19 protein-coding genes and 1 tRNA gene are annotated in these 22,097 nt (G+C 57.0%); 10 read left to right on the plus strand and 10 right to left on the minus strand.

Annotated elements, in window-relative coordinates; all coding sequences use genetic code 11:
• Nucleotides 1-45 precede the first annotated feature (45 nt).
• The 5 genes from yihA to ttcA all read right to left on the minus strand — a co-directional run bounded on the left by yihA (nucleotide 46) and on the right by ttcA (nucleotide 5,861).
• Complete coding sequence (gene yihA, locus AB4K19_RS00520) at nucleotides 46-696, minus strand: ribosome biogenesis GTP-binding protein YihA/YsxC (RefSeq protein ID WP_436399555.1); 651 nt, start codon at nucleotides 694-696, stop codon at nucleotides 46-48.
• Nucleotides 693-1,430: an MOSC domain-containing protein gene (locus AB4K19_RS00525; RefSeq protein WP_436398688.1), complete on the minus strand. Its 738-nt coding sequence runs from the start codon at nucleotides 1,428-1,430 to the stop codon at nucleotides 693-695. Before AB4K19_RS00525 ends, yihA begins: the two co-directional genes overlap by 4 nt.
• The gene (gene yidC / locus AB4K19_RS00530) at nucleotides 1,427-3,250 is read right to left on the minus strand and encodes a membrane protein insertase YidC (RefSeq protein ID WP_375230016.1); all 1,824 of its coding nucleotides are present in this window, start codon (nucleotides 3,248-3,250) and stop codon (nucleotides 1,427-1,429) included. The genes AB4K19_RS00525 and yidC overlap by 4 nt, the downstream gene beginning before the upstream one ends.
• A gap of 121 nt (nucleotides 3,251-3,371) precedes the next feature.
• The gene (locus AB4K19_RS00535) at nucleotides 3,372-4,922 is read right to left on the minus strand and encodes a putative bifunctional diguanylate cyclase/phosphodiesterase (RefSeq protein WP_375230017.1); all 1,551 of its coding nucleotides are present in this window, start codon (nucleotides 4,920-4,922) and stop codon (nucleotides 3,372-3,374) included.
• A 114-nt stretch (nucleotides 4,923-5,036) separates the two neighbouring features.
• Entirely contained in the window at nucleotides 5,037-5,861 is an 825-nt protein-coding gene (gene ttcA / locus AB4K19_RS00540; RefSeq protein ID WP_436399556.1) for a tRNA 2-thiocytidine(32) synthetase TtcA, read from the minus strand.
• A gap of 99 nt (nucleotides 5,862-5,960) precedes the next feature.
• Here ttcA and AB4K19_RS00545 point away from each other — a divergent pair, with 99 nt between their 5' ends.
• A complete protein-coding gene (locus tag AB4K19_RS00545; RefSeq protein WP_375230018.1) occupies nucleotides 5,961-6,485 on the plus strand; it encodes a DUF3833 domain-containing protein in 525 nt (174 codons plus the stop codon).
• Nucleotides 6,486-6,856: 371 nt separating this feature from the next.
• Here AB4K19_RS00545 and yidD read toward each other — a convergent pair whose 3' ends face one another.
• From yidD to rpmH, 3 genes are all read right to left on the minus strand, one after another.
• Nucleotides 6,857-7,078, minus strand: a complete 222-nt coding sequence (gene yidD, locus AB4K19_RS00550; protein ID WP_375230019.1) for a membrane protein insertion efficiency factor YidD — start codon at nucleotides 7,076-7,078, stop codon at nucleotides 6,857-6,859.
• Nucleotides 7,075-7,410: a ribonuclease P protein component gene (gene rnpA / locus AB4K19_RS00555; RefSeq protein ID WP_436399557.1), complete on the minus strand. Its 336-nt coding sequence runs from the start codon at nucleotides 7,408-7,410 to the stop codon at nucleotides 7,075-7,077. Before rnpA ends, yidD begins: the two co-directional genes overlap by 4 nt.
• A gap of 110 nt (nucleotides 7,411-7,520) precedes the next feature.
• Nucleotides 7,521-7,655 (minus strand): 50S ribosomal protein L34, encoded by a 135-nt coding sequence (gene rpmH, locus AB4K19_RS00560; RefSeq protein ID WP_037911188.1) that lies wholly within the window; start codon nucleotides 7,653-7,655, stop codon nucleotides 7,521-7,523.
• Nucleotides 7,656-7,955: 300 nt separating this feature from the next.
• Between rpmH and AB4K19_RS00565 the strand changes: the two genes are divergently transcribed.
• The 9 genes from AB4K19_RS00565 to AB4K19_RS00605 all read left to right on the plus strand — a co-directional run bounded on the left by AB4K19_RS00565 (nucleotide 7,956) and on the right by AB4K19_RS00605 (nucleotide 15,989).
• Nucleotides 7,956-8,687 (plus strand): TVP38/TMEM64 family protein, encoded by a 732-nt coding sequence (locus tag AB4K19_RS00565; RefSeq protein WP_375230021.1) that lies wholly within the window; start codon nucleotides 7,956-7,958, stop codon nucleotides 8,685-8,687.
• A 1-nt stretch (nucleotide 8,688) separates the two neighbouring features.
• The gene (locus AB4K19_RS00570) at nucleotides 8,689-10,107 is read left to right on the plus strand and encodes a dihydrolipoyl dehydrogenase family protein (RefSeq protein ID WP_375230022.1); all 1,419 of its coding nucleotides are present in this window, start codon (nucleotides 8,689-8,691) and stop codon (nucleotides 10,105-10,107) included.
• 11 nt (nucleotides 10,108-10,118) lie between these two features.
• Complete coding sequence (locus AB4K19_RS00575; RefSeq protein WP_436398691.1) at nucleotides 10,119-11,546, plus strand: sensor histidine kinase; 1,428 nt, start codon at nucleotides 10,119-10,121, stop codon at nucleotides 11,544-11,546.
• 92 nt (nucleotides 11,547-11,638) lie between these two features.
• A tRNA-Arg gene (locus AB4K19_RS00580) sits at nucleotides 11,639-11,715 on the plus strand.
• A gap of 220 nt (nucleotides 11,716-11,935) precedes the next feature.
• Nucleotides 11,936-13,048 carry a tyrosine-type recombinase/integrase gene (locus AB4K19_RS00585; RefSeq protein WP_436398693.1) on the plus strand — a complete coding sequence of 371 codons (1,113 nt, stop codon included), beginning with the start codon at nucleotides 11,936-11,938 and terminating at the stop codon, nucleotides 13,046-13,048.
• On the plus strand, nucleotides 13,048-13,314 hold the full coding sequence (locus AB4K19_RS00590) for a hypothetical protein (RefSeq protein ID WP_375230024.1): 267 nt from the start codon (nucleotides 13,048-13,050) through the stop codon (nucleotides 13,312-13,314). Before AB4K19_RS00585 ends, AB4K19_RS00590 begins: the two co-directional genes overlap by 1 nt.
• A gap of 12 nt (nucleotides 13,315-13,326) precedes the next feature.
• Nucleotides 13,327-13,938 carry a hypothetical protein gene (locus AB4K19_RS00595; protein ID WP_375230025.1) on the plus strand — a complete coding sequence of 204 codons (612 nt, stop codon included), beginning with the start codon at nucleotides 13,327-13,329 and terminating at the stop codon, nucleotides 13,936-13,938.
• A gap of 195 nt (nucleotides 13,939-14,133) precedes the next feature.
• Nucleotides 14,134-14,337, plus strand: a complete 204-nt coding sequence (locus AB4K19_RS00600) for a MerR family transcriptional regulator (protein WP_375230026.1) — start codon at nucleotides 14,134-14,136, stop codon at nucleotides 14,335-14,337.
• A 527-nt stretch (nucleotides 14,338-14,864) separates the two neighbouring features.
• Entirely contained in the window at nucleotides 14,865-15,989 is a 1,125-nt protein-coding gene (locus tag AB4K19_RS00605) for a tyrosine-type recombinase/integrase (RefSeq protein WP_436398696.1), read from the plus strand.
• Between the two features lie 95 nt (nucleotides 15,990-16,084).
• Here AB4K19_RS00605 and AB4K19_RS00610 read toward each other — a convergent pair whose 3' ends face one another.
• Together AB4K19_RS00610 and AB4K19_RS00615 are read right to left on the minus strand one after the other, a co-directional pair.
• Entirely contained in the window at nucleotides 16,085-16,945 is an 861-nt protein-coding gene (locus AB4K19_RS00610) for an ATP-binding protein (protein WP_375230028.1), read from the minus strand.
• Nucleotides 16,946-17,309: 364 nt separating this feature from the next.
• A complete protein-coding gene (locus tag AB4K19_RS00615) occupies nucleotides 17,310-21,314 on the minus strand; it encodes an NACHT domain-containing protein (protein ID WP_375230029.1) in 4,005 nt (1,334 codons plus the stop codon).
• Nucleotides 21,315-22,097: the final 783 nt, after the last annotated feature.

Consider the following 22,097-nt stretch of genomic DNA (forward strand, 5'->3'; position numbering starts at 1 on the left):
CGTGGTCCGATGGTTATGGGTGCACCCTGCCTGCACTGCAAGGGGCTATTCCAGTGTCGCGATTATGGCGCGCAATGACGGAATGCCCCAGCCTTTTTCGCTGGAGGTCACGATGAGTTCCGGAAAGGCCGCGGGATGTTTGCTGAGCGCGCTGCGGACCTGGTCCAGCACTTTTGCCCGTTCGGCTTCCTTGACCTTGTCTGCTTTGGTCATCACCACCTGGAACGTCACGGCGGCGCTGTCGAGCAGTGACAGGATTTCCTCGTCGACTTTTTTCACGCCGTGGCGTGAATCGATAAGAACAAAGGCGCGGCGCAGGGTCTGGCGGCCTGAGAGATACTGGCGCAGCAGGCGCTGCCATTTCTCAACGACGGCAACGGGCGCATTGGCATAGCCATATCCCGGCAGGTCCACCAGGTAGTGGTCGTCGCCCGCCGTGAAATAGTTGATTTCCTGTGTCCGGCCGGGCGTGTTTGATGCTCGGGCAAGGCCCTTGCGGCCGGTCAGCGCGTTGATCAGAGACGATTTGCCAACGTTTGAACGACCGGCAAAACACACTTCCATCGGTCCTGCGGGGGGCAGGCCCGACATGGCAACAACGCCTTTTACGAATTCGGTCTCACCTGCAAAAAGCAGGCGGCCTTTTTCCTCTGTGGCGGGGTCGGGTGCCTCTGCGATGGGAAAGGGCAGCATCAGAGCACCTCCAGCCGGTCGCCTGTCCGCACCAGGCCACCCTGCAGGACATAGGCACAGACGCCGAATTCCTGATGGCCAAACTGGTCCAGCGCCCCCAGCGTATCGGCATCGCGCTGTCCTGTGTCGGGATTGGCAGTGGTGGCACGGCATCTCGTGATGCGTTCGCGAACCTCCAGCACGGCACCACCCAGTGAAACGCGTTTGCCGACCAGGTTGAATTCTTCCCAGGCAGACAGGTCTTCCAGCCAGAAGTTGCTCCGCCAGCGGTGGTGGGACAGCGATTGCCCCAACTGCTGTTCGACGGCGGCATGCGACGCAAGGCTGCTCAGCGAAACGGAAGGGAAATCGCTGTCTGTGTATCCACGACCGTCAAGACGCAGAATGCCGTTGGAGGCAGCTCTGTCAGCCGGCACCAGAGGTCTGACCCACTCCAGAAACGCTTCCGTGTCGTGATCCGGCCGGAACGTCAGATCCGGCCGCTGAGGATGGCGCAGTGTCAGGGTACCGGTGTCTTCAGACAGCTCCGCCGTGATCGCCATGATCTGCGGCGCTTTGGCGGCCCGTGTGAAATTGGAGCATCTGAGCCACCCTTCAGCATGACGCGTCGCCTCGTGCGTCACCGCCCACACCCTGTCCCAGGGCATGGCATTGCCGGCTTCGAGGGTTACCTCCGCGATGCGCTCGCGACCATGGGCCTTGAGCGGATAGCGCAGAATTTCAGTGATGCGGCTCATTCGCTGTCCGGACCGGGTTTCCTTTTGAAACTGCCTTTGATGTTCCCAAAGACGTCCGGCGTATATCCCTGACTGCGCATGATGATGTACTGCTGTGTGAACGTGATTGTGTTGTTCGCAATCCAGTACACAACCAGGCCGCTGGCAAAGCCACCCAGCATGAACATGAAGACCCAGGGCATCCAGGCGAAGATCATCTGCTGCGTCGGATCGGTGGGCGCCGGGTTCAGTTTCTGCTGCAGCCACATGGAGATACCCAGCAGCAGCGGCAGGATGCCGATAAAGACCAGCGCCATCAGCGATCCGGGCTCGGGACCTGCAAAGGGGAAGAGGCCGAAGAAGTTCATGATCGACGTCGGGTCAGGCGCGCTGAGGTCCTGGAACGGGCCAAAGAAGGGTGCGTGACGCAGTTCGATCGTCACAAAAATCACTTTGTAGAGCGAGAAGAAGATCGGGATCTGCAGAAGGATCGGCAGGCAGCCCGCGGCCGGGTTCACCTTTTCACGCTTGTAGAGCTCCATCATGCCCTGCTGCATTTTCTGCCGGTCTTCGCCGGCCTCTTCCTTCAGCTTCTCCATCTGCGGCTGCAGTTCTTTCATCTTCGCCATGGAGACGTAGGACTTGTACGCCAGCGGGAAGAGGATCGCCTTGATGATCAGAGTCAGGCCGATGATGGCCCAGCCCATGTTGCCGATCAGAAGGTTCAGTTCGTGCAGCAGCCAGAAAATCGGTTTGGTCAGGAAGAAGAACCAGCCCCAGTCAATGCTGTCGATAAAGCGGTCCACGCCGGCGCTCTGGTAGGTGCGGATGGCTTCCCATTCCTTGGCACCGGCAAACAGACTGCTCTGCGCGGAAACAGTCGCGCCGGGGGCCAGTGTCTGCGTCGGCAACACGACTTCGGCCTGATAGATGTCGCGGCGGTCATCGTATTTGGCCACTGATTTGAACGCGCTGCCGGGGGCAGGGATCAGAGTGGACATCCAGTAGTGATCGGTGAACCCGATCCAGCCGTTTTCGGCGACCTGCGTGGTTTCCGCCCGGGCACCTTCCCGCTCGGAGAAGGCGAAGTCAGGCATATCTGACCAGTCCGTCTCGGTCAGCTCACCATCCGCCATGGCGACAACACCCTCGTGCAGGATGAAAAAATTCATCAGATCAGTGGGTTCGCCGTGCCGTGCAAGGATGCCGTAGGGTGCCATGCTGACAGTTGCATCGCCGGTGTTGGTGACCGACTGGGTGATCGTAAACAGGTAGTCGTCATCAACCGCGATCTGGCGCTGAAAGGTCAGACCTGCTCCGTTGTCCCAGGTCAGTGTGACCGGCGCATCCGCGCTCAGGGTATCGCCTTCGGCGAGTTCCCAGAGCGTGTTGGGTCCGGGAACAGAGGTCGGATCGAGACCTGCGCCTGCTGCCCATCCGTAGAGCGCGTAGTAGGCGTTTTCGGTGCCGACGGGGGAGAGCATTTTGACGATTTCTGCATCGTCGTCGAGAGAGACGCGATAATCCCGGAGCGAAAGATCGTCGATGCGACCACCCAGCAGCGAAATCGAGCCTTCAATGCGGTTGGTGGACACCCGCACTCGGGGGGCATCGCTGACAGCATCGGCGCCGGTGTCAGCAGTCGTGGCGGTCGCGGTCTCACCGGCCGGGGCGGCAGCGGTCGGTGCGGATGCAACAGGGCTTTCCGGTGTCAGATCGCTGGACGCGGTGACTTCTGCCGGGATTTCGGGTTCAGGCGGCGGGAACAGGACAAACCAAACCAGGATCACGAGGAAACTGAGCGCTGTTGCCAGAATGAGATTCTTGTTCTGATCGTCCATCGGGACTGCCACCTGATCTGTTTGATATCAGCGAGGGTTCAACAGAGTGTCGGGGCAAAGGTCAAGTGGATTCGGTGCCGCACAGGGGGCTGCGGCTGTGATGGCATCGCGGGAGAGGCGGTCAGCCTGACCGGTCACCCATGATGCGCGGCGGATCCTGGAGTTTTGCGTTGTGGGCTTCGATCCATGCGACTGTCTGGTCAAAGGGCATTGGCTTGCCGATGCCAAAACCCTGCACGTGGTCGCAGCCGAGCTGAGCAAGCAGCGCGTGCTCACCCGTGCTTTCGACACCTTCCGCCAGCGTTTCAACACCGAGGCGCTCGGCCATCGTCAGTATAGCGCTGATCATGCGCTGCTGGTCCGGGTCGCGGTCGGACTTCATGACAAACGACCGGTCAATTTTGATCCGGCTGACAGAAAACCGCCGGATCGACGCAATCGATGCATGGCCTGTCCCGAAATCGTCCAGATCAATACGGCACCCCAGATCGCTCAGACCATTGATATTCCGGGAAACCATGTCATCAGGCGAACTTGCAACCACCGTCTCCAGGACCTCGACCGCGAGCCGTTCCGGTGCAAGCTCAAAGCGGTCCAGCTCCCAGCGGACTTTCTGCACGAGATTTGGGTTGTTCAGTTCCGGCCCCGCGAAGTTCACGCCGATTTGTGGCACCTGAACCCCCTGGTCATCCCAGGATTTGAGCGCCCGGAAAGCATGGTGCAGCATGACTTCCGCGAGCCGTTCCAGCTGGCCGGCCTGTTCGATGGCGGGCAGAAACTCACCAGGTGGGATCATTCCGCGTTTCGGATGATGCCACCTGGCCAGTGCCTCGAAACCGGTCACACGACCAGTGTCTGTTGAAATCTGAGGCTGGAACCAGGGTCTGATCTGGTCTTCCTCTAGCGCTTTGATGACTTCCTCACGCAGTTCGCTGCGGCTGTCGGATTTGCGGCGCATGTCTGCGGAAAAGGCACGGATGGACCCCGGTCCGTTTTCCCGCGCCTCCTCCAGCGCAAGATCGGCACCTTCCATCCAGGACAGGGTATCCTTGCCCGCGACGCGGGCGTGCTGGCAGAAACCGATGGTGGCGGTGACATAAATGGCGGTGCCGTCCACGGAAACCGGTTCCTCAATCGCCTGCTGCAGGCGGCCCGCCAGCTGAATACAGTTTTCCAGATCCAGATTGTGCACAGCGGCGAGGCAGGCCGCATACCGGTAAGAACCGGTCAGGGTGACCACGTCCTTTTCCCGCAGCACCGCAATAATGCGGTCACCGATTACGGAGGATACTTCTTCTGCAGCGGCGTGACCGTAGGTTTTCTCGAGCATCTCATGCTCGTCGATCTCGAACATATAGACTGCTGACTTCAGGCCGGTCTCTCCGGCCCTGGTGAAGGTGTAGCCGACCACCTCACGAAAGGCGTCCCGGGGCATAAGGCCCTTTGGCGCTGCACCAGCGAGAAGAGCCCCGAAACGCCGGGCATCTGCCCCACCGATTGCGAGGTACAGAACCGGAACCAGAAGAGCGACGGCCATCAGCCCGGTTTCCCCCACAAGCCAGTAGGTCGCAAGGCAAAGAGCAGGAAGGCACGCCATCGCGACAGGACTGAGCAGAATGCCCGAGGCCCTTTCGCGCGATTTCTGCAGGGTGCGAACCAGGTTTCCCGCCATCGGGTGTCCTCTCAGAGCAGTGCGTCTAATGCTTCCACTCTGATTACGTGTTTCCCTGTGACGTTCTGGTTAATGGCGTCCGGATTTCCCTGCTCAAAAAGGCTAAAATCCAAACTACCGGCGGGTAAGACCCTGAAAATCGAAAAGTTTGGGATCAAGCAGATGGGACGGCCGCGCGTTGGTCAGTGCCCGGAACATCACCTGGCGGCGACCCGGACTGTTGCGTTCCCATTCATCCAGAATGCCCTTGACCTGCTGGCGCTGCAGCCCGTCCTGGCTGCCGCAGAGATCGCAGGGGATGATCGGGTAATCCATCGCACGGGCGAATTTCTCGCAATCTGCCTCGGCGACATGCGCGAGCGGCCGGTAGACAAAAAGATCCCCTTCTTCATTCAGCAGTTTGGGTGGCATCGTCGCCAGCCGGCCGCCGTGGAAAAGGTTCATAAAAAACGTCTCGAGGATGTCGTCGCGATGATGGCCCAGCACAACGGCAGAGCATCCTTCCTCGCGCGCCACACGGTAAAGATGGCCGCGCCGCAGACGCGAACAGAGCGCACAGAATGTCCGGCCCTGCGGGATTTTGTCCATCACAACCGAATAGGTGTCCTGATATTCGATCCGGTGCGGGACCCCCATTTTTTCCAGAAATTCAGGCAGAACGGTCGCGGGGAAACCGGGCTGCCCCTGATCGAGATTGCAGGCCAGCAGATCAACAGGCAGCAGACCGCGCCATTTCAGCTCATAGAGGGCCGCCAGCAGTGTGTAGCTGTCCTTGCCGCCGGAAAGACAAACCAGCCAGCGCGCGCCCGGTTCGATCATGCCATATTCATCGGTGGCTTCGCGCACCGCCCGCACAATGCGCTTGCGCAGTTTCCGGAACTCGGTGGTTTTCGGGGCACCGCTGAAAAGCGGATGGATTTCGTCCTGAGCGTCGAGCATGGCATCGGGTCCTGAGAATATCCGCTCCTCTATACCGGTGTGGCCGGTGAACCAAAAGCCTGTTTCAGGCGTATCCCTGACAGAATAAAAGGACCCGTGATGCGACATTTTTTTCTGCTGACATTTGTGCTGGTGCTGGCTGCCTGCACCGGCAAACCGGCGCTGGACGACGAAAAACTCTCGGACCGGGCGTTCAACCTTGAGGAATTCTTTGACGGCAGGGTACTCGCCAAGGGACAGTTTCAGGACGTCTTCGGCACGGTGCGGCGGCGTCTCGATGTTGAGGTCAACGGGACATGGGACGGGCAGAATCTGCGCCTTGTTGAGGATTTCGTCTATGAAGACGGCTCAACCGAACAGCGCATCTGGACACTGACGAAAACCGGGCCGGAGATATGGGAAGGGTCTGCCCCCGGTGTCATCGGCATAGCGCGTGGAGAAGAGCGCGGCGATACGTTCAACTGGCGCTACACGATTGACCTGCCGGTGCCCGACGGGACGCTGCGCGTCAGTTTCGATGACTGGATGTGGCAGCTGAGCGACGACAGGGTTCTGAACCGCGCTTATATGAAGAAATACGGCGTGGATATCGGCGAAGTCATCATCACCTTTGAAAAGCAGTAATGGCAGGGTCCGGGGCCAGCGTAAGGCCCCCCAACCGTATGTTCACCGGCATCTGCCAGACTGTTCCCCGAAGCTTCTGTGCGCGGCCTGACGCCCCGCGCGCCAAACTGTGGTTCCTGGCACGCCTTTCCCGCGCGCTGTCCACTCTGCACGCAGAACCGCCTACGCGGTTCCGGACATGGGGTAACGCCCCACAGGCTTCCCGCCTTCCGGCGGCGCCGCCATTATGCTGTGACTTCGGATACTTCCCGTGACTGTGGATATTCCGCCCCGCCGGATCTGCCGGCGCAGACGCAACGGTCCGACAGGGCCGGGGCCATTTTGCTATGCCTGCGCTTTGCCGGCGGCTGGCAATGGCAGATCAGGCGACGTCAGTCGGGAACGTTGTCGATCCCGCTGCTGCCAAAGGGATGGCACCGGGCGATCCGCCGGGCCGCCAGCCATGAGCCGCGGATCGCACCATGCTTTTCCAGTGCTTCGAGCGCATATTGACTGCAGGTCGGCTGATAGCGGCAGTTGTGCCCGACCCAGGGGCTGAAAATCAGCCGGTACGCCCGGACAGGCAGGGCGACGATCCGGGCAAAGGGGGTCATTTCACCCGCCCGTGCAGGTGATCCAGCGCGTCTGAGAAATCAGCAAGCAGATGGTCAAACGGAAGCTCTGCCGTTTTGTCGCGGCGACCGATCAGAACATAATCCGTGCCGGCCCGCGCTTTGTGCGGCAGGACAAGACGCGCAACCTCGCGCAACCGGCGCTTGGCACGGTTGCGCTGCACTGCATTGCCGACCTTTTTGGAACAGGTGAAGCCGACGCGCACGCCGGTGCCATCATCCGGCTGGCGCGGGCGCATCTGCACCACAAAACCGGGCTTTGAAATATGCAGGGCTTTTGCTGCGCGCAGAAAGTCACTGCGCTTTGTCAGCATTGTGACAGCACGCAAAGAAGCCGCCCCGGTCCGTTGCCCTCCGGTGGTGGTACCGGTCAGGTCGGTCTGGGGCGGCTTTTGCATCTCAGAACCGGGAAATCCGGAACCCGTCAGGCGCTCAGGGATTTACGGCCCTGTGCGCGGCGCGCGTTGATGATCTTGCGGCCGGCCTTTGTCGCCATGCGCGCGCGGAAACCGTGGCGGCGCTTGCGGACCAGGTTCGAGGGTTGATAGGTGCGTTTCATCGCTCCGTCTCCAATACTGCTTCGGGTCTGAGGCGGAATCGGCCGCGCCAGATATCAATAGAAGCCCGTCTCCTAAAGCGGACACCGGGCCAAGTCAAACCCCTCAGACAGGAAAATCCGGGGTTTCTGCAACATAAACGCCCCATTTACGCCGCGATGTTACAGCCACTGAAACGAAACGCCGCGTCCTGATCGCATTTGCGTCACGGGCAATCAAGCGCGCGTGATACCCCTGTCGCGGCCGCGCTCAAGCCGTCATGTATCAGATCAATTGCAACCCGCAGCGGGAAAGGCGACAAAATGTCGGATATGACGCAGGACACAAAACCAGGCGCACTGCGCTGGCTGCCGATGATTGCCATACTGGCGGTTGCGGCTGTCGGGGCTTTTACCCTGCGGGATTACATCAGTTTTGATGCGCTGCGCGACAACCGCGAGGCGCTGATTGCGCTGCGGGATGCGAACCTGGTGCTGACCGTGCTGGGGTTTGTTCTGGCCTATGTGGTGATCGTGGCGTTTTCCCTGCCGGGCGCGCTGATTGCGACGCTGACCGGTGGCTTTCTCTTTGGCACCGTGGGCGGCTCTGCGCTCAGCGTAACGGGCGCCACAATCGGCGCCACGGTGATTTTCCTGGCAGCGCGCTACGGTTTCGGTGAGCGGCTCAAGGAGCGTATGGATGCCTCGCAGGGCAAGATCCGTAAGATCAAGGAAGGCATCGACGAAAACCAGTGGTCCATGCTGTTCTTCCTGCGGCTGGTGCCGGTGGTACCCTTCTTTGTCGCCAACCTGATCCCGGCGTTCCTCGCCGTGCCGCTGCACCGCTACGTGATCTCGACCTTTCTGGGCATCATTCCGGGCTCGCTGGTTTATTCGTCGGTGGGCGCAGGCCTCGGCACCGTATTCGAGCAGGGCGAAAGCCCGGACCTTGGCATTATCTTTGAACCGCATATCCTGTTGCCGATCCTTGGGCTGAGCGCTCTGTCGCTGCTGCCTGTTCTCATCAAGGCCGTGACAGGCAGGAAAGACCTCTGACATGAAACGCATCAAGACGGACGTTCTGGTCATCGGAGCAGGCTCCGGCGGCCTCTCGGTTGCGGCGGGTGCCGTGCAGATGGGCACCAGCGTGACCCTGCTTGAGGGCCACAAAATGGGCGGCGACTGCCTGAATTTCGGCTGTGTGCCGTCAAAGGCCCTGATCGCCAGCGGCAAAGCGGCTTACAGCCAGCAGCACTCGGCGCAATACGGTGTGTCCGACGCGGCAGGAGAGGCAGATTATGCGGCGGCCAAAGACCACGTGCGCAATGTGATCGCTCAGATTGAGCCGGTGGACAGCCAGGAGCGTTTCGAAGGGCTGGGCGTGAACGTGATCCGTGAATTCGGACGCTTTGTCTCCGCCACCGAGGTCGAGGCGGGTGATACTGTCATTACCGCGCGCCGGATCGTGATCGCCACGGGCTCCTCGCCGCTGGTACCGCCCATCCCGGGGCTCAACAATGTGCCGTTCGAGACCAATGAAACCCTGTTCGACCTGCGTGAGAAGCCGGAACACCTGCTGATCATCGGCGGCGGGCCCATCGGTATGGAAATGGCGCAGGCGCATATTCGTCTGGGCAGCAGGGTCACAGTGATCGAAGGTGCGAAAGCGCTGGGCAAGAATGATCCGGAAATGGCTGCCGTGGTGCTGGACGCCCTGCGCGCCGAGGGAGTGGTAATCGAAGAGGACGCGCTGGCCGCGGAGATCCGTGGCGAAGCAGGTGCGGTTGAAGTGCTGACCAAAGACGGGCGCAGCATCAAAGGAACCCATCTGCTGATGGCCGTGGGGCGGAAATCCAATACGGATAAACTGAACCTGGAGGCGGCTGGCATTGAAACCACCCGCACAGGCATCAAGGTTGACGACGCGCTTCGCACGACAAACCGCAGGGTCTATGCGATCGGTGACGTGGCCGGAGGGCTGCAATTCACTCATGTGGCCGGATACCATGCCGGTGTGATCATCCGTTCGATGCTCTTTGGTCTGCCGTCAAAGGCGAAAACGACCCATATCCCTTGGGCAACCTACACCGATCCGGAGCTGGCGCAGGTCGGCCTGACAGAAGCCCGGGCGCGCGAAGAACATGGCGACCGGCTGGAGGTTGTCCGGTTTGAATTTGAACATAACGACCGCGCCATAGCCGAACGTAAAACGACGGGCCTGATCAAGGTCATGGTGGTCAAAGGGCGCCCCGTGGGTGCGTCGATCGCGGGCCACCAGGCCGGTGAACTGATCAGTCTCTGGGCGCTGGCGCTGGCCAACCGCATGAAGATGAGCCAGATCGCTGCGATGGTGGCACCCTATCCGACCATATCCGAGGTCAACAAACGCGCCGCAGGAGCCTATTTCAGCCCGCGTCTGTTCGAAAACCCGACCGTGAAACGCATCGTTGGACTTGTCCAGCGCTGGATCCCGTGAAACGCTGACACATGTTCAATTCGCTTTCAGGACGGCTGCTTATTCTGACAACCATCTTCGTGATGATTGCAGAGGTTCTGATTTTTGTGCCCTCCATCGCCCGGTTTCGTGAAGACTACATGATGAACCGGCTGGAGCGGGCGCAGATCGCCTCGCTGGCGCTGCTGGCGGATGACATGATCGACAGTGAGCTGGAGTCCGAGCTGCTGGAAAATGCCGGTGTTTTCAACGTCGTGCTGCGCCGGGATTCGTCGCGACAACTGATGCTGTCTTCCGATATGCCGCAACCCATCGCGGCCACATTCGATATGCGCGACAACAGCGCCGCTGTGCTGATCCGTGATGCCATGACCCGCCTTGTGCGGACGGAAAACGAAGTTATCCGCGTGATCGGCGCGCCGGTGCGGGACGCAGGGCTGCTGATTGAGATCACCATGGACACTTCGCCCATGCGGGCGGCGATGATTGACTACGGTATCCGCATTCTGATCCTGTCCGCTGTGATTTCTGTGATCACGGCCTTTCTGCTCTTTCTGGCCATGCGTGCGCTGCTGCTTAAACCGATCAAGGGCGTCGTGGGCCATATGAAGAATTACGCGGCGGCCCCCGAAGATGCCCGGCGGATCATCACGCCGTCGGCAAGCGTTACCGAGCTGCACGAGGCCGAGGTAGCGCTGCAACAGCTGGAGACGGACCTGACCCAGGCGCTGCGCCAGAAAGAACGCCTTGCCCAGCTGGGCAGTGCTGTCAGCAAGATCAGCCACGATCTGCGCAACATCCTGACCTCTGCGCAGCTCTTCACCGACCGCATCGAAATGAGTGAGGATCCGGCCGTCAAGCGCATGGCCCCCAAACTGGTCGGATCGATCACCCGTGCCGTGCATCTGTGCGAAAGCACGCTGGCCTTTGGCAAGGCCGAGGAGCCGAGCCCGACGCTGACCATGCTGGATCTGAACGACCTGGTGGAAGAGGTTGTCGACAGTGAGCGGCTGGCGGTCGGGGATTTCGAGCTGCGCTTCGTCTGCGACATTCCGGTCAGCCTGATGCTCCGGGCTGATCCCGAACAGCTCTACCGGGTTCTGGCAAATCTGATCCGCAATGCGCGGCAGGCCATCGTTGCGACACAGACGCCGGGCGAAATCACGATCACCGGTTATGAGGATATGTCGGCGTGGTGGATAGAGGTGGTCGATACCGGGCCGGGGTTGCCGCCGCGCGCGCGCGAACACCTTTTCACCCCGTTTCAGGGCGGTGCCCGCAAAGGGGGCTCCGGACTGGGGCTCGCGATTTCAGCCGAGCTGGTGCGCGGACATGGCGGTACACTGGAACTGGCCCACAGTGACGCAACGGGCACGCGTTTTGTGATCTGCCTGCCGAAAGGGGACGGCGCTGTGACAGTTGGTGAAGCACTCGCCGACATCAGTGGTGAGAACGCCTGACGGGTCGCATCCTGTGCCGGAGCAGAACAACAGGTTTTGCGCGATTTTACCCTTGCATAACCCGGCGCGCAGGACTAAACCCCGCCCTCAGTGGACCGATAGCTCAGCTGGATAGAGTACTTGACTACGAATCAAGGGGTCGGGGGTTCGAATCCTCCTCGGTCCGCCACTTAGCAAAACCTCTGACAGTAATTGACCCTCGTTGGCGGGATATTTTTATTGTAAAACAACTTGTTGTTGGTATTCTGTTGTGTTGAGTTGTTTGTGATAATGTGCAATTTTGTTCATTGAGTGGTATGTAATGTGGTATACTTGTGGCGCTTTCTGGAAAGCTAACGAAGAAGCTTGTTGAGAATCTCGGGCCGGGTCGTCACGGAGATGGGAACGGGTTGTACCTCGTCGTAGATCCCTCGGGTGCGCGGCGGTGGATTGTTCGGGTTGTGGTTAAAGGGCAGAAAAACCGCAAAGGTGGGCCGCTTCGTACGGATTTTGGACTTGGCGGCGCAGACATCGTTTCGTTGCCTCAGGCGCGGGACCGGGCGCTGGCCTATCGGCGTATGGCAAAGCAGGGGCTCAATCCCCGGATTAATGCGCGGCAGGAAGTGCCGACTTTTGAAGAGGTTGCCCGCCAGGTGCATATTGAGCGACTGCCTACGTGGAAAAATGCCAAGCACGGCCAGCAATGGCTGAACACTCTGCGTGACTATGCCTTTCCAAAGATCGGGCGTATGCCCATCGACAGTATCTCCCAACCAGAAGTCATGATGTGTCTCAGCCCGATCTGGACCGAGAAGCACGAGACCGCCAAACGTCTGGCGCAGAGGATTAAAACTGTGCTCGATGTGGCGCGTTCCAGAGGATTGCGTTCGGGCGAGAACCCAGTGGTTGCGATAAAGGAGGCGGGTGCACTGCCCAAGGTAAAAGCCCGGCCGGTCCATCACAAGGCGATGCACTGGAAGGACGTGCCACGGTTCTATGCCGCCCTGAGCACGAAGACCGCCATGGCCGCCAAGGCAATGATGTTTACCTGCCTGACCGGTGCACGGACCGGCGAAGTGCTTGGCATGCGGTGGGCGGAGATCGACTGGGAGGCGGGCGTCTGGACCTGCCCGGCCGATCGCATGAAAACAGGTGAAGTGCACAGGGTGCCGCTGACAGAGGCAATGATCGACGTCCTGAAACCGCTACGCGCAATGCAGTCCGAATTTGTCTTCGAAGGACAGAAGCGCCACCAGCCACTTTCGAACATGTCGATGCTGATGCTCCTGCGTCGAATGAAGATCGATGGTGTCACGGTGCATGGGTTCCGGTCGACTTTTCGGGACTGGGCGGCCGAAGAAGCGGAAGCGCCGCGCGAAGTGGCCGAGATGTCGCTCGCCCACAAGGTCGGCTCCGATGTCGAGCGGGCCTATGCACGATCGGATTTGCTGGACCGAAGGCGCACCTTGATGGAGGAGTGGTCGCGATTCGTGACCAAAGATGTGCGAAAAGGTGGTCGTTAATGTTTGCTTTTGAAGGCTATACTCTTCTCTCTTTTCTTTGGGGCGTGTTTGAGGAACGATATCTGAAATGGTGCTGCGCCCGTGCTTGCGAGTTCTACAGGGCGGATAAATTCAGTCGTTATGATCACTTCGGCTCACCAAGGGATCTCTGCGAGGACCTGTTTCTGGAGTCGCTTTCGGAATTACGCGTCACGCTTTGCACAACCGAAGGCCCCATTCTTGACATTGATGCCAGTCTGTCCGGAACAAACGCGAAGCTCTTCTAGAAGACAACTGTGATGGAAAGTTTCAGTATTGCCACGTTTGAGGATGAGGCTGGTCTTGAAAACGAATGGCTCATCCGCATGGGATCGCCACAATTTCGGCAGGCTGCTCATACGGCCAGTGAGGTCAAAGAATGGATCGCTGAATATGCCGCGCTGGTTGAACGTGATGCCGATTTCGAAGCCGTTAAAATTCCGTTCCACACACTACCCTATCTGTTTGAGCGGCAAACCTATGTGATCGCCCGTGAGCTCCCACCCTGGTCCCGTGACATGTGGGATGATCACTATGAGCGCAACCTGCCAGAGCAGTACCGCGGCTCCTCAATCTGTTTAAAGGACGAGTTGGCACGGCGTTGGCAAGGTGGTCTGAGCGAAACTGCACTGCGCAACAAGCTTCGACGTCTGATCCCCAGTGTGAACTTCGAAGAAAACTCCCGTTTGCTTCGTAACGTTGGCAGGCCATCGAAGGTCCCGGAAACCGTTCAACTCATTCAATCCGTCGGAAAGGAACTTGAAGGACTGACCGCGAAAGAAAAACTTCGGTTTCTGGAGAAAAGGCACGGTCACAAAATTGGACTGACCACGTTGCGAGATGCTTATCGCAAGCTTCGCAATGGCAAATGAGAGTGAAGCGAACTTCTGAACGGGATTAAACGCGGTGCGTCGAAAACTGCGTGAGACGCTGCTAATAGGTGCGTCGTAAAGCCACCGTAAACCCATCGTAAACTTGGTAACCGTTTGCGAAGTTTACGAACTCTGCACAACTGCTGCATCGCATGACAATCTCCACGACCAAAGAGCAGCCAAGGAGAACAGTCGATGCCTGACATCTTCGAAAACGACCGGAACTACGTCCTGGGGGATCCCGAGCTTGAGATACTCGGCGACCGCCAAAAGCTCGCGCGGTGGCGTCACATGAACGTGGGTCCCGCGTACTACAAACTCGGTCGCAAGATCATCTACCGCGGATTTGATCTGAACGTCTGGGCCGCAAAGAATCGTCAGGATCCGAACGCCCTCTAAGCCTCGCTGCTAAGCTGCCAGCTCACCCCACGTTGCAAACTGGTTTGCAAACATCGGCAAGACTGCCGAGATTGCGAAGGTGCGGAAACATGTCCCGGTCCTACAAAAGAATTCGCGCAAAAAAAGACCGGGTCTATTCCGTCGAAGATCTGATGCGATTGTATGGCGTGGCGCAGAACACAATCAGCAATTGGGTCAAAGAAGGCTTGGTACCTTCCGACAACAATAGACCGTATATGTTCCGCGGGGCCGTAGTCCAAGACTTCCACAAAAGGCGGCGAGATCGAAGATATGCTTCGCTCAAACCACATGAATTCTATTGCTTTACCTGCAAAGTGCCTGTGGCACCAATCGAGTTTGTCCGCGAGCCGTTAGCAACATTATCTGGCGCGCAGGCTCTGCGCGCCACGTGCCCGAGGTGCAAAAGGGACATCACCAGATTCGGGACTCCGGGAGATCTGCACGTTGATAGATCACAAGACGCTCCAAATACTACCGAGGACCAAACAGACGAAGGAGAATTTAAGGTGCCCGGTGATATTTGGATTTGGCACACAAAAAATGATCGCATAATTCACGCATGGCAGATCAGCGCAGGCCGTTTCGCCGACGCGACCACTGATGCTCACCTGCGCGCTATTCGTTTTCTGGAAGATGCTCTTCGGGGGAAGCCCTTCACGGCATTGACCACAGAGAATATCGACGCAGTGCGATCCGAGTTGAAATTACAGATCTCCGGTTCTTGTGATGCACCGAAGTCGCGCTCAAGTATCAGTCACACGGCGTCTCACATCCGCATGTTTCTTGAATGGCTTTTGAAGCAAGATTTTGCCTCTGGCCTTCCAAGAGACCTGCCAGACTACATCGATTTGCCCAAGGCTGCGTACGCCCAATGTCTGCCGCGACCCCCAAAAAAATATCCTCTCATTGAAGAGGCTGAAACCATGCTCCAACGCATGCCGTCCCGGACTTTAACCCAGCAGCGGGATCGCGCGATGTTCGCGATCGCTTTTCTTGGTGCTTTAAGAGCAGACACCCTCATCTCACTTCGGCTGAAGCACCTAAGGATTGCTGAAAAACTGATCCTACAGGATGGTTCTGTATCCCGGACGAAAAATGGAAAAAGCCTTGAGGTATGGTGGTTCCCAATTCCTGAAGTTTTCTCTGCCGAGGTGACCAAGTGGGACGATCTTATGCGCGAACTTGGCTTTCAAAACGATGATCCACTTTTCCCCGACCTGAAGTATATTCTGACCGGCTATCGCAGGCGGTTCCCAAACGCGGCTCCGATCGTGCCGATGAAGACAAAGACTGCTGTGACCAAGGCCTTCGAAATAGCCAGTATAGGAGCCAAAGCGCTCTACACGCCTCACTCGGCAAAGCACACTATCGCTGCAGAAAGGGATCGCCGGCACCTCACGGCGCTCGAACGCAAAGCCTGGTCAGAAAACATGGGGCATGAAACGAAACAGATCACTGAACGGCACTACGGCCAACTCTCACGGGATGAGCGAAAACGAGCGATTGAAAATATCGACAATTGCTCGGAGCAACAGGCAGTGTTCGAAAAGTTGACCGATGATGAGTTGGGCGCTGGCTTGCGAGAGTATCTGTTACACCAACTTGCAGTGAAAAAAAGGAATAATGGCTGAGCAGGGCGGGAACTGGACATTCGCTGCGGGTGCATCACTGATGGTTCTGCGTTAGACAAGCAGACTTTGGGTTGAGTGGACCTTGGTGCTAGTTGCTACTGTGGCAATTGCTTTAACGCGGAAACAAGCTTGAGCCGAGGCACACCCTCATCTGAAGTAAAATCCGTTTCGCCGGAGTGGACTACTAACCTTTGTGTTGCTCCTACTGCATCGCATCCAATCGCAAAACCTTTCTTAGTCTTCGCATCTGAATTCAACTTCATCTCGATTGCGTAGATCGCGTCGCTCGAAAACCTCAGGACGAGGTCGATCTCGTTTTTCTCTTTGTCGCGATAGAATGCGGGCGTAGCGTTGCCTGATGATGCATTGACGATTGCTTCGATCGCGAAGCTTTCCCAGCTGTGGCCTATCGCGCCATGACTTCGAAGGTCCTCCATGGACCGAATACCAAGAGCAGCATGAAGTAGACCACAATCTCTGACATAGAAAACCGGCAGTGAGCTGTTACTTTGATTGCTTCCCGCTGGCCAGTTCGGCAGGCGTCGCAGGAGACCTGTTCTTTCGAGTAGGTTTGTTGATTTTCTGACGCTATCCCTTTTGACTGAGAGAGTCTTTGCGCAGTTCGCGTCGTCAAATTGCTCACCATTGGTATTAGCAACATATTGAAAAACCTCAGGAAGACGATCGCTTGCATCGATGCTCCAACAGTCGAAATCTTGATTAAGCAGAGAAGCAAGGTAATCCGATCTCCAGTTGAAGCTTTGCTCATCACTATCTGCATATAGACTTTCGGGAAGACCACCACGTAGCCAAAGGGCTTCTTCGCTCCACACAGGCGCATTGGTGGATTGAGCCTGTGGTGCTATGGTGCTCGACGGACCCTGAGTAGTCATCAGCGGTTTGCTATCGTTCAAATGTTCCATGACTTGGATCGGCGTAAGCTCCAAGTCTGTCATTATCCCAACAAGTGCACTACTAAGCTTTTGATCTGTCTTTGTATTTCGGGCGGCCAAAATGAACCTTGGCGCGGAACGCTGGTGTTCGGTGCATGAGCGGATAATCGATTCAACTCTTGGTACTTGCGCCCCATCTATTGCGTCGACACACAGGACTTTCCCGCTGAATGCAGTTTGGATTTCTCGATGCGACATGCAAGCAAGCTGCTCCCCGACATCACTGCTGAACCATCGTCCATTTCGGCGGCAAGAGCTGACAACAGAGAGGTTCGTCCAGCCCTGGGAAGAGCTCGAAGAAGAACGACCCCGCTGTGAAGCAGTTTTGACCGTAGCGTGTTCTGAGTGGCTCGAGCAATCACAACGCCTAGGGCCTAGTCACGTCCATTACGAGGACTTCAACGTCGCCTTTCTTGGCCACGTCGCTGTTTTCGATGAGAGCAAGTCTAAGCTCTTCTGCAGAAGCTGGGGGGTTCGCACCGCCAGTCGGTGATTTTAGCTTTTTGTTTTGGGGGACTTCGGGGCCAAACCAAAACACAAGGTAGATACCTTTGCGCTCAGCACGCCAATCGTTGCTGTATAACCTGTCGAGTTGTGTGTCCGCGGCGTGCCAGAGGTCCTTGTGCCATTGCCCCTTGACTTCAATGGGCAACATCAGCCGTTCAATTGTGCAGCGTATGTCTGCGCGCTTGTCATCGGCGAGATGGCCTTCTGGCTCACAGAGAATCCCGTATGGATAGTCCCCGAGCATCTTCAAGAGAGTGTCTCTGCAGTTTTCTTCGTCCTTGGGCACGTCGTCCTTAAAAAAGTCTTTGTACCAATCAACCGGATGGGACCGAATTTTGCGTTGTGCTTCGAGCAACTCTTCCAGCACAACTGCTTGAAGTTGATCCATTGTTTTCGGCCGTCCGTCATTGAGCACTGACTCGAGATCGGCAAGATTGGGAGGCACATAGTTTTCTTCGACAACCTTTTGCGCCTGTTCTGCAAGGGTCCTCTTCAGATAGTTTGTATAGCCGTCATCAGGCGCGTCACACAGCACGCGCAGTTCTTCAACTGCTTCTTCCGAAGTTAAGCCCCCAAGGCGATTGATCAGTGTCCCCAGATAGTCTGCTGCGTCCCAACGATTTGAGTCGCCCGTTGTCCCGCCACTGGGATGAGGTACATTCAACCACAGCTTTCGAAAGCATCGTATGATCCAAGCAAGCTGTGCGGCAGAGAGTGGTACTGGCTGACCTTCATCTCGGCGGCGGCCGAAACGAGATCGCAAGTGCCAAAGGAAGTCGCGGTCATCACGCCGCGCGCTTAATATCTCTTCTTGAACAGCTTCATAGTCGACCAGTAGTGCAACCGCGTCCCAGTCAGAGCGCCGCTCATCATCGTCGATATTGCTCGCTCTACGTTTGCCGACATATTGTTTCAGAAAACTGAAATCGCCAGCGGCTATGACACAGTCGATAAGCTCAGTTTCTGCTCGATGCGACATGTTCGGAAACCGTTCGAGCCATTCACATGCCAGGTTGGTCGCCATGTCATCGCCGGTCGTGCCACGGGCAATCTCATAGAGCCCATCAACGTGTTCATTTTGGGCTTCCAATTGTGGTTCTACCCGCAAGCGCCAAAACTCCTCCCAAAGTCCGGACCTACTCTTGACTTCTTGCTCAAGCGCTTCGGGGACGTGGTCGATCTTGGCATGTTCCAAGATGTGACTTAGCCGAATCTCAAGAAGAGCGGCGAGCAACCGGTCGTCAGAAAGATCATCAAGGGGCCTGTTGTTCCGAACCCGCTCAGCAACCGCTGCTACGAATATGTATGCAGCGTCCCAACGTTTGCTTGCAGCGTAGGATTCAGAGATTTCTTTAGCCGTTGGCGTCGATTTTTCGTCAGCCAAATATGCGTTGAATCCCTCAAACGCTGCGTCTTGAAGCTCTGCGCCTAACCATTGTTCGATCCGCTTGTGAGCTGGCATGTCGTCGCCCATATCCGAGAAAAGGTTCAAGTATGCTTTGGCAGGGTTCACGACCTCTCCATATCGACCGCCGCGCAGGTCATCGATATGTTCTAGAAAGTTGGCCCTGTGCTCTGCCCACGATTTCTGCTTTTCCTCGTTTCGTTTTCGGTTTCGATCTTCCTGCTCTATCTGCCAATCTGGAACCTGTGGGTTGGCTAGTTGTTCGAGGAAAGCTTGGCCATCTCCATCGGTTGCGAACGGAATGGCTGCTTTGCGCACGCTCTTTCCGCGTTCTTCATCGTGGGAACACAGGCGGACGAGGTCCTTCCAGCGGTCTCCTTCGGCCTCGGCCAAAGGATCAAGACACTCCAGAAGGGCAATGATGTCGCCTTCATCTGGGTACAGCCCGTTTAGTCTGTCGCTGAGCCTCCAACCCCGCATCCAGACCGTCTTTGAGCCAGCCTCTTCCAACAATGCAAAACGCTGAATTGTTCGTCTCGCATAAATGTTGTTTTTCAGCCAGTTTGAGATTGCTTTCTGAGAGTCGTCTCGAAAGCCACGACATTCTCCAACAGACGACAGCCACTTCCATAGTTTCATCGGGTCGACATTACCCAACGCCAAGCGTCTTTCGGTTAGCGCATAGACCACGTTGATGGCATCTGAGTTCTCGAAACGATCGAAGTCTTTGCCGAGCAGGGCACTCAGGTAGTCGGCCAAAATGTCGAGAACGGGTTCGATCCGTTCATCAGAGAGCCGTTTCTCTAAACCCCACAGCACCCCACCGATCCTATGTCGCGGTTTGTGAGGAAGTGCACACAGGCTGAGCCCGCTAAACGCTACAATTAACTCAACGATTTGGGTGTCCGTTGGACCTGCGAAGCTGATACCAGGAAGTAACTCCAACGCGAGTCGTAGCGAATTCTCATCTGCTAGACTGTGAAGATCTGCGAGCATCTGAGCCCAGTCAATCTCATCCTGTGACAAACCGGAGAGCGCATCACCAGCTATTCGTCGTTCGAGGAACGTCACATTTGGATCGAGCACCATGTCTTTGAGAGTTCTAGAGAGCAAAGGCGCAACGGGGGACCCAGAAACCGAATGCAAAAGCATTGCTCTTAGAAAGAATGGCGTTGACCTAGATACAATTAAGTCTCTGATTTCTTTGTGAAGAGATGTCTTCGCAATACCTTTCAATGAGTGTGTATTGTCAAAGTCATAGTACCTGGGGTCCCGGTCACCTAGGTCGAAGAGGGCTTCCAAAAGAGCACGCGACTGAGAATCCGAAAAGTCATCAGTGTCGCTATACTCCACCACTCCCATTGGATCGGCAGCAATAACATGCGTGGCCAGGCGAGCGTCTTGGGCAAGCCATGCGTGCACACCTCTCAGACTAGCGGGAACAAGCCCATATCCGTGAAACAGTTTAAGCAGGCGTCGCCGTTTTCTGTCAGTGTCCGCCTTCCTAGCAAGCCAACGAGCAGCGAGGAACTCGCCAACGCTTCTGTGCGTGTAACTGAACCTATCTGGGTCGCCCTCAACGTTGCTTGTAAGCAACCGACTGCCCAGGACCGCATCAAGAGCTTGACTTGATGCCAGCATGCCAACTTCCGTCACAGAAAGATCATCTTGATCGATCGTCGGAACGGGTGATCTAGATACTGCCCTCTTGCCAGTCAAAATGAGAAAAGAAAATGCTGCCCCAGCAGCATCAAGAGCTTCGTTTTCACTTAGCCTGGATAGCGAAGCATTCGGCTTTTGTTGACTATGCTCGCCCCACAACTTCGCCACAGCAAGTTGAAATAGCGCCGCTTTCGAGGTGGGCAGTTCTTCACTGTTTGCGACCGCTCTAATCAGCTTCAGAGTTTGGGGGTTACCAAACAGCCCTTCAAGACCGTTTTCTTCAAAGTGGGTGAGAACAGCCCCGGCGCGGTCATCTCCCATGTCGCTCGACAAAAGACTGCGAGCATCGTCCCTAGAGATTGGTTCCAGAAACAGCTCCAGTGGATCATCGCCATAGGTGTCCCCTACGGCTTGCACGCTCGTAGCGCTTCTCCAATCAGCCACTCGGCATGAAAGAATGAAGTTGGGAAACCCCGCTTCTTCAAGCGAAGCGAGGACGGCATCGACAGCATCTCCTTCAGCTTGAACAGCTAGTTCATCTAGTGCATCTATGACAAAGGTAGTCGCCTCACCCAAGAGTTTTGAAGGATTTCGCGATCGGATCAGGCGTCTTGCGTGAATAAACTTGTAGCCAGCCTCTTGTCCGACTTCTTCCAGTAGTGTCGTCTTTCCCATTCCAGCATCGCCCAAGACGACAATGGGTTTTGTCGGGCCAAGAAGGTCATTTTGGGGCAGCTCAAATAATTTGCCATCGGCGTCAACGCCGCTCAGTCGCCGCGCAATGACGGTGTCAGTCATGGTCTTCTCTCAAAAGCGCCTGCCGTACCGAACGTGAAGCTATTGTTCAGTTGTAGAAGCACTCGCATTGGCCTACAACCGCGCGATTGTTCGCCTAGCAAAGAAGCCTCACGCTATAGGTGCCCTGCAGTGGGATCTCAATGCGAGTTCAGCCTCGCTAAATGTTGCTTTCCTCAGGAGCAGCGAATGTAGGGTATGCGGGCTGCGATCGCAGCATCGGAGGCGGGCGCCCATTGTCTCTTAAGGGCCGTGGCCGGTGGAAAGGGGGTCGTAGACTGCTAGCAGTGCCGCCCAGCAATCCGCTCTGAGCCTCTAAGTTGCCATCCAGCGTCGTTGGTGGTGTGAAAAATCGCTGAAGGCACACTTATGCAAACTCTTCACCAGCGGTTTCAAGATTTGCAGCAATTTCAACTCGGCAGGGTATTGTCCACTGGCCAGCTACTACCTCTCCGTGAAGACGATCAAACGCAGCGCTGGGCGCTCTGCCACGGCAGGGGTGTGTGTCGGCCGGACTAGCAGCGCTCAGAACCGCAACCGCGAAAGATCGCGACCGTGACCGAAACCCGGAGGACGTCCGGGAGCGGTTGGCGCGCGTTGTGGGTCGGTCACGGGACCAGACCGACGCACCGAAGCCGGAAGGCCGCAATTATGCATGGGAGCCGTTGAAAGAGATCATGGAAAAAGACGCTGGGTACGATGGTCAGGCGGCGGTTCACAAGCTGGACGGTCACAGCGATCCCGAGCTTGGCGAGGAGACCCGGCGCGAGGCGCGCAAGCCGTCCG

Origin of the sequence: Roseobacter phycocola, assembly GCF_042055075.2 — a bacterium.
Taxonomy (GTDB): Bacteria; Pseudomonadota; Alphaproteobacteria; order Rhodobacterales; family Rhodobacteraceae; genus Roseobacter.

What these genes read in the sequence shown, in the direction of transcription:
- AB4K19_RS00525 (WP_436398688.1), bottom strand. Translation starts at nt 1,430, where the DNA reads ATGAGCCGCATCACTGAAATTCTGCGCTATCCGCTCAAGGCCCATGGT.
- yidC (WP_375230016.1), bottom strand. Translation starts at nt 3,250, where the DNA reads ATGGACGATCAGAACAAGAATCTCATTCTGGCAACAGCGCTCAGTTTC.
- AB4K19_RS00535 (WP_375230017.1), bottom strand. Translation starts at nt 4,922, where the DNA reads ATGGCGGGAAACCTGGTTCGCACCCTGCAGAAATCGCGCGAAAGGGCC.
- ttcA (WP_436399556.1), bottom strand. Translation starts at nt 5,861, where the DNA reads ATGCTCGACGCTCAGGACGAAATCCATCCGCTTTTCAGCGGTGCCCCG.
- AB4K19_RS00545 (WP_375230018.1), top strand. Translation starts at nt 5,961, where the DNA reads ATGCGACATTTTTTTCTGCTGACATTTGTGCTGGTGCTGGCTGCCTGC.
- yidD (WP_375230019.1), bottom strand. Translation starts at nt 7,078, where the DNA reads ATGACCCCCTTTGCCCGGATCGTCGCCCTGCCTGTCCGGGCGTACCGG.
- rnpA (WP_436399557.1), bottom strand. Translation starts at nt 7,410, where the DNA reads ATGCTGACAAAGCGCAGTGACTTTCTGCGCGCAGCAAAAGCCCTGCAT.
- rpmH (WP_037911188.1), bottom strand. Translation starts at nt 7,655, where the DNA reads ATGAAACGCACCTATCAACCCTCGAACCTGGTCCGCAAGCGCCGCCAC.
- AB4K19_RS00565 (WP_375230021.1), top strand. Translation starts at nt 7,956, where the DNA reads ATGTCGGATATGACGCAGGACACAAAACCAGGCGCACTGCGCTGGCTG.
- AB4K19_RS00570 (WP_375230022.1), top strand. Translation starts at nt 8,689, where the DNA reads ATGAAACGCATCAAGACGGACGTTCTGGTCATCGGAGCAGGCTCCGGC.
- AB4K19_RS00575 (WP_436398691.1), top strand. Translation starts at nt 10,119, where the DNA reads ATGTTCAATTCGCTTTCAGGACGGCTGCTTATTCTGACAACCATCTTC.
- AB4K19_RS00590 (WP_375230024.1), top strand. Translation starts at nt 13,048, where the DNA reads ATGTTTGCTTTTGAAGGCTATACTCTTCTCTCTTTTCTTTGGGGCGTG.
- AB4K19_RS00595 (WP_375230025.1), top strand. Translation starts at nt 13,327, where the DNA reads ATGGAAAGTTTCAGTATTGCCACGTTTGAGGATGAGGCTGGTCTTGAA.
- AB4K19_RS00600 (WP_375230026.1), top strand. Translation starts at nt 14,134, where the DNA reads ATGCCTGACATCTTCGAAAACGACCGGAACTACGTCCTGGGGGATCCC.
- AB4K19_RS00610 (WP_375230028.1), bottom strand. Translation starts at nt 16,945, where the DNA reads ATGACAGACTTGGAGCTTACGCCGATCCAAGTCATGGAACATTTGAAC.
- AB4K19_RS00615 (WP_375230029.1), bottom strand. Translation starts at nt 21,314, where the DNA reads ATGACTGACACCGTCATTGCGCGGCGACTGAGCGGCGTTGACGCCGAT.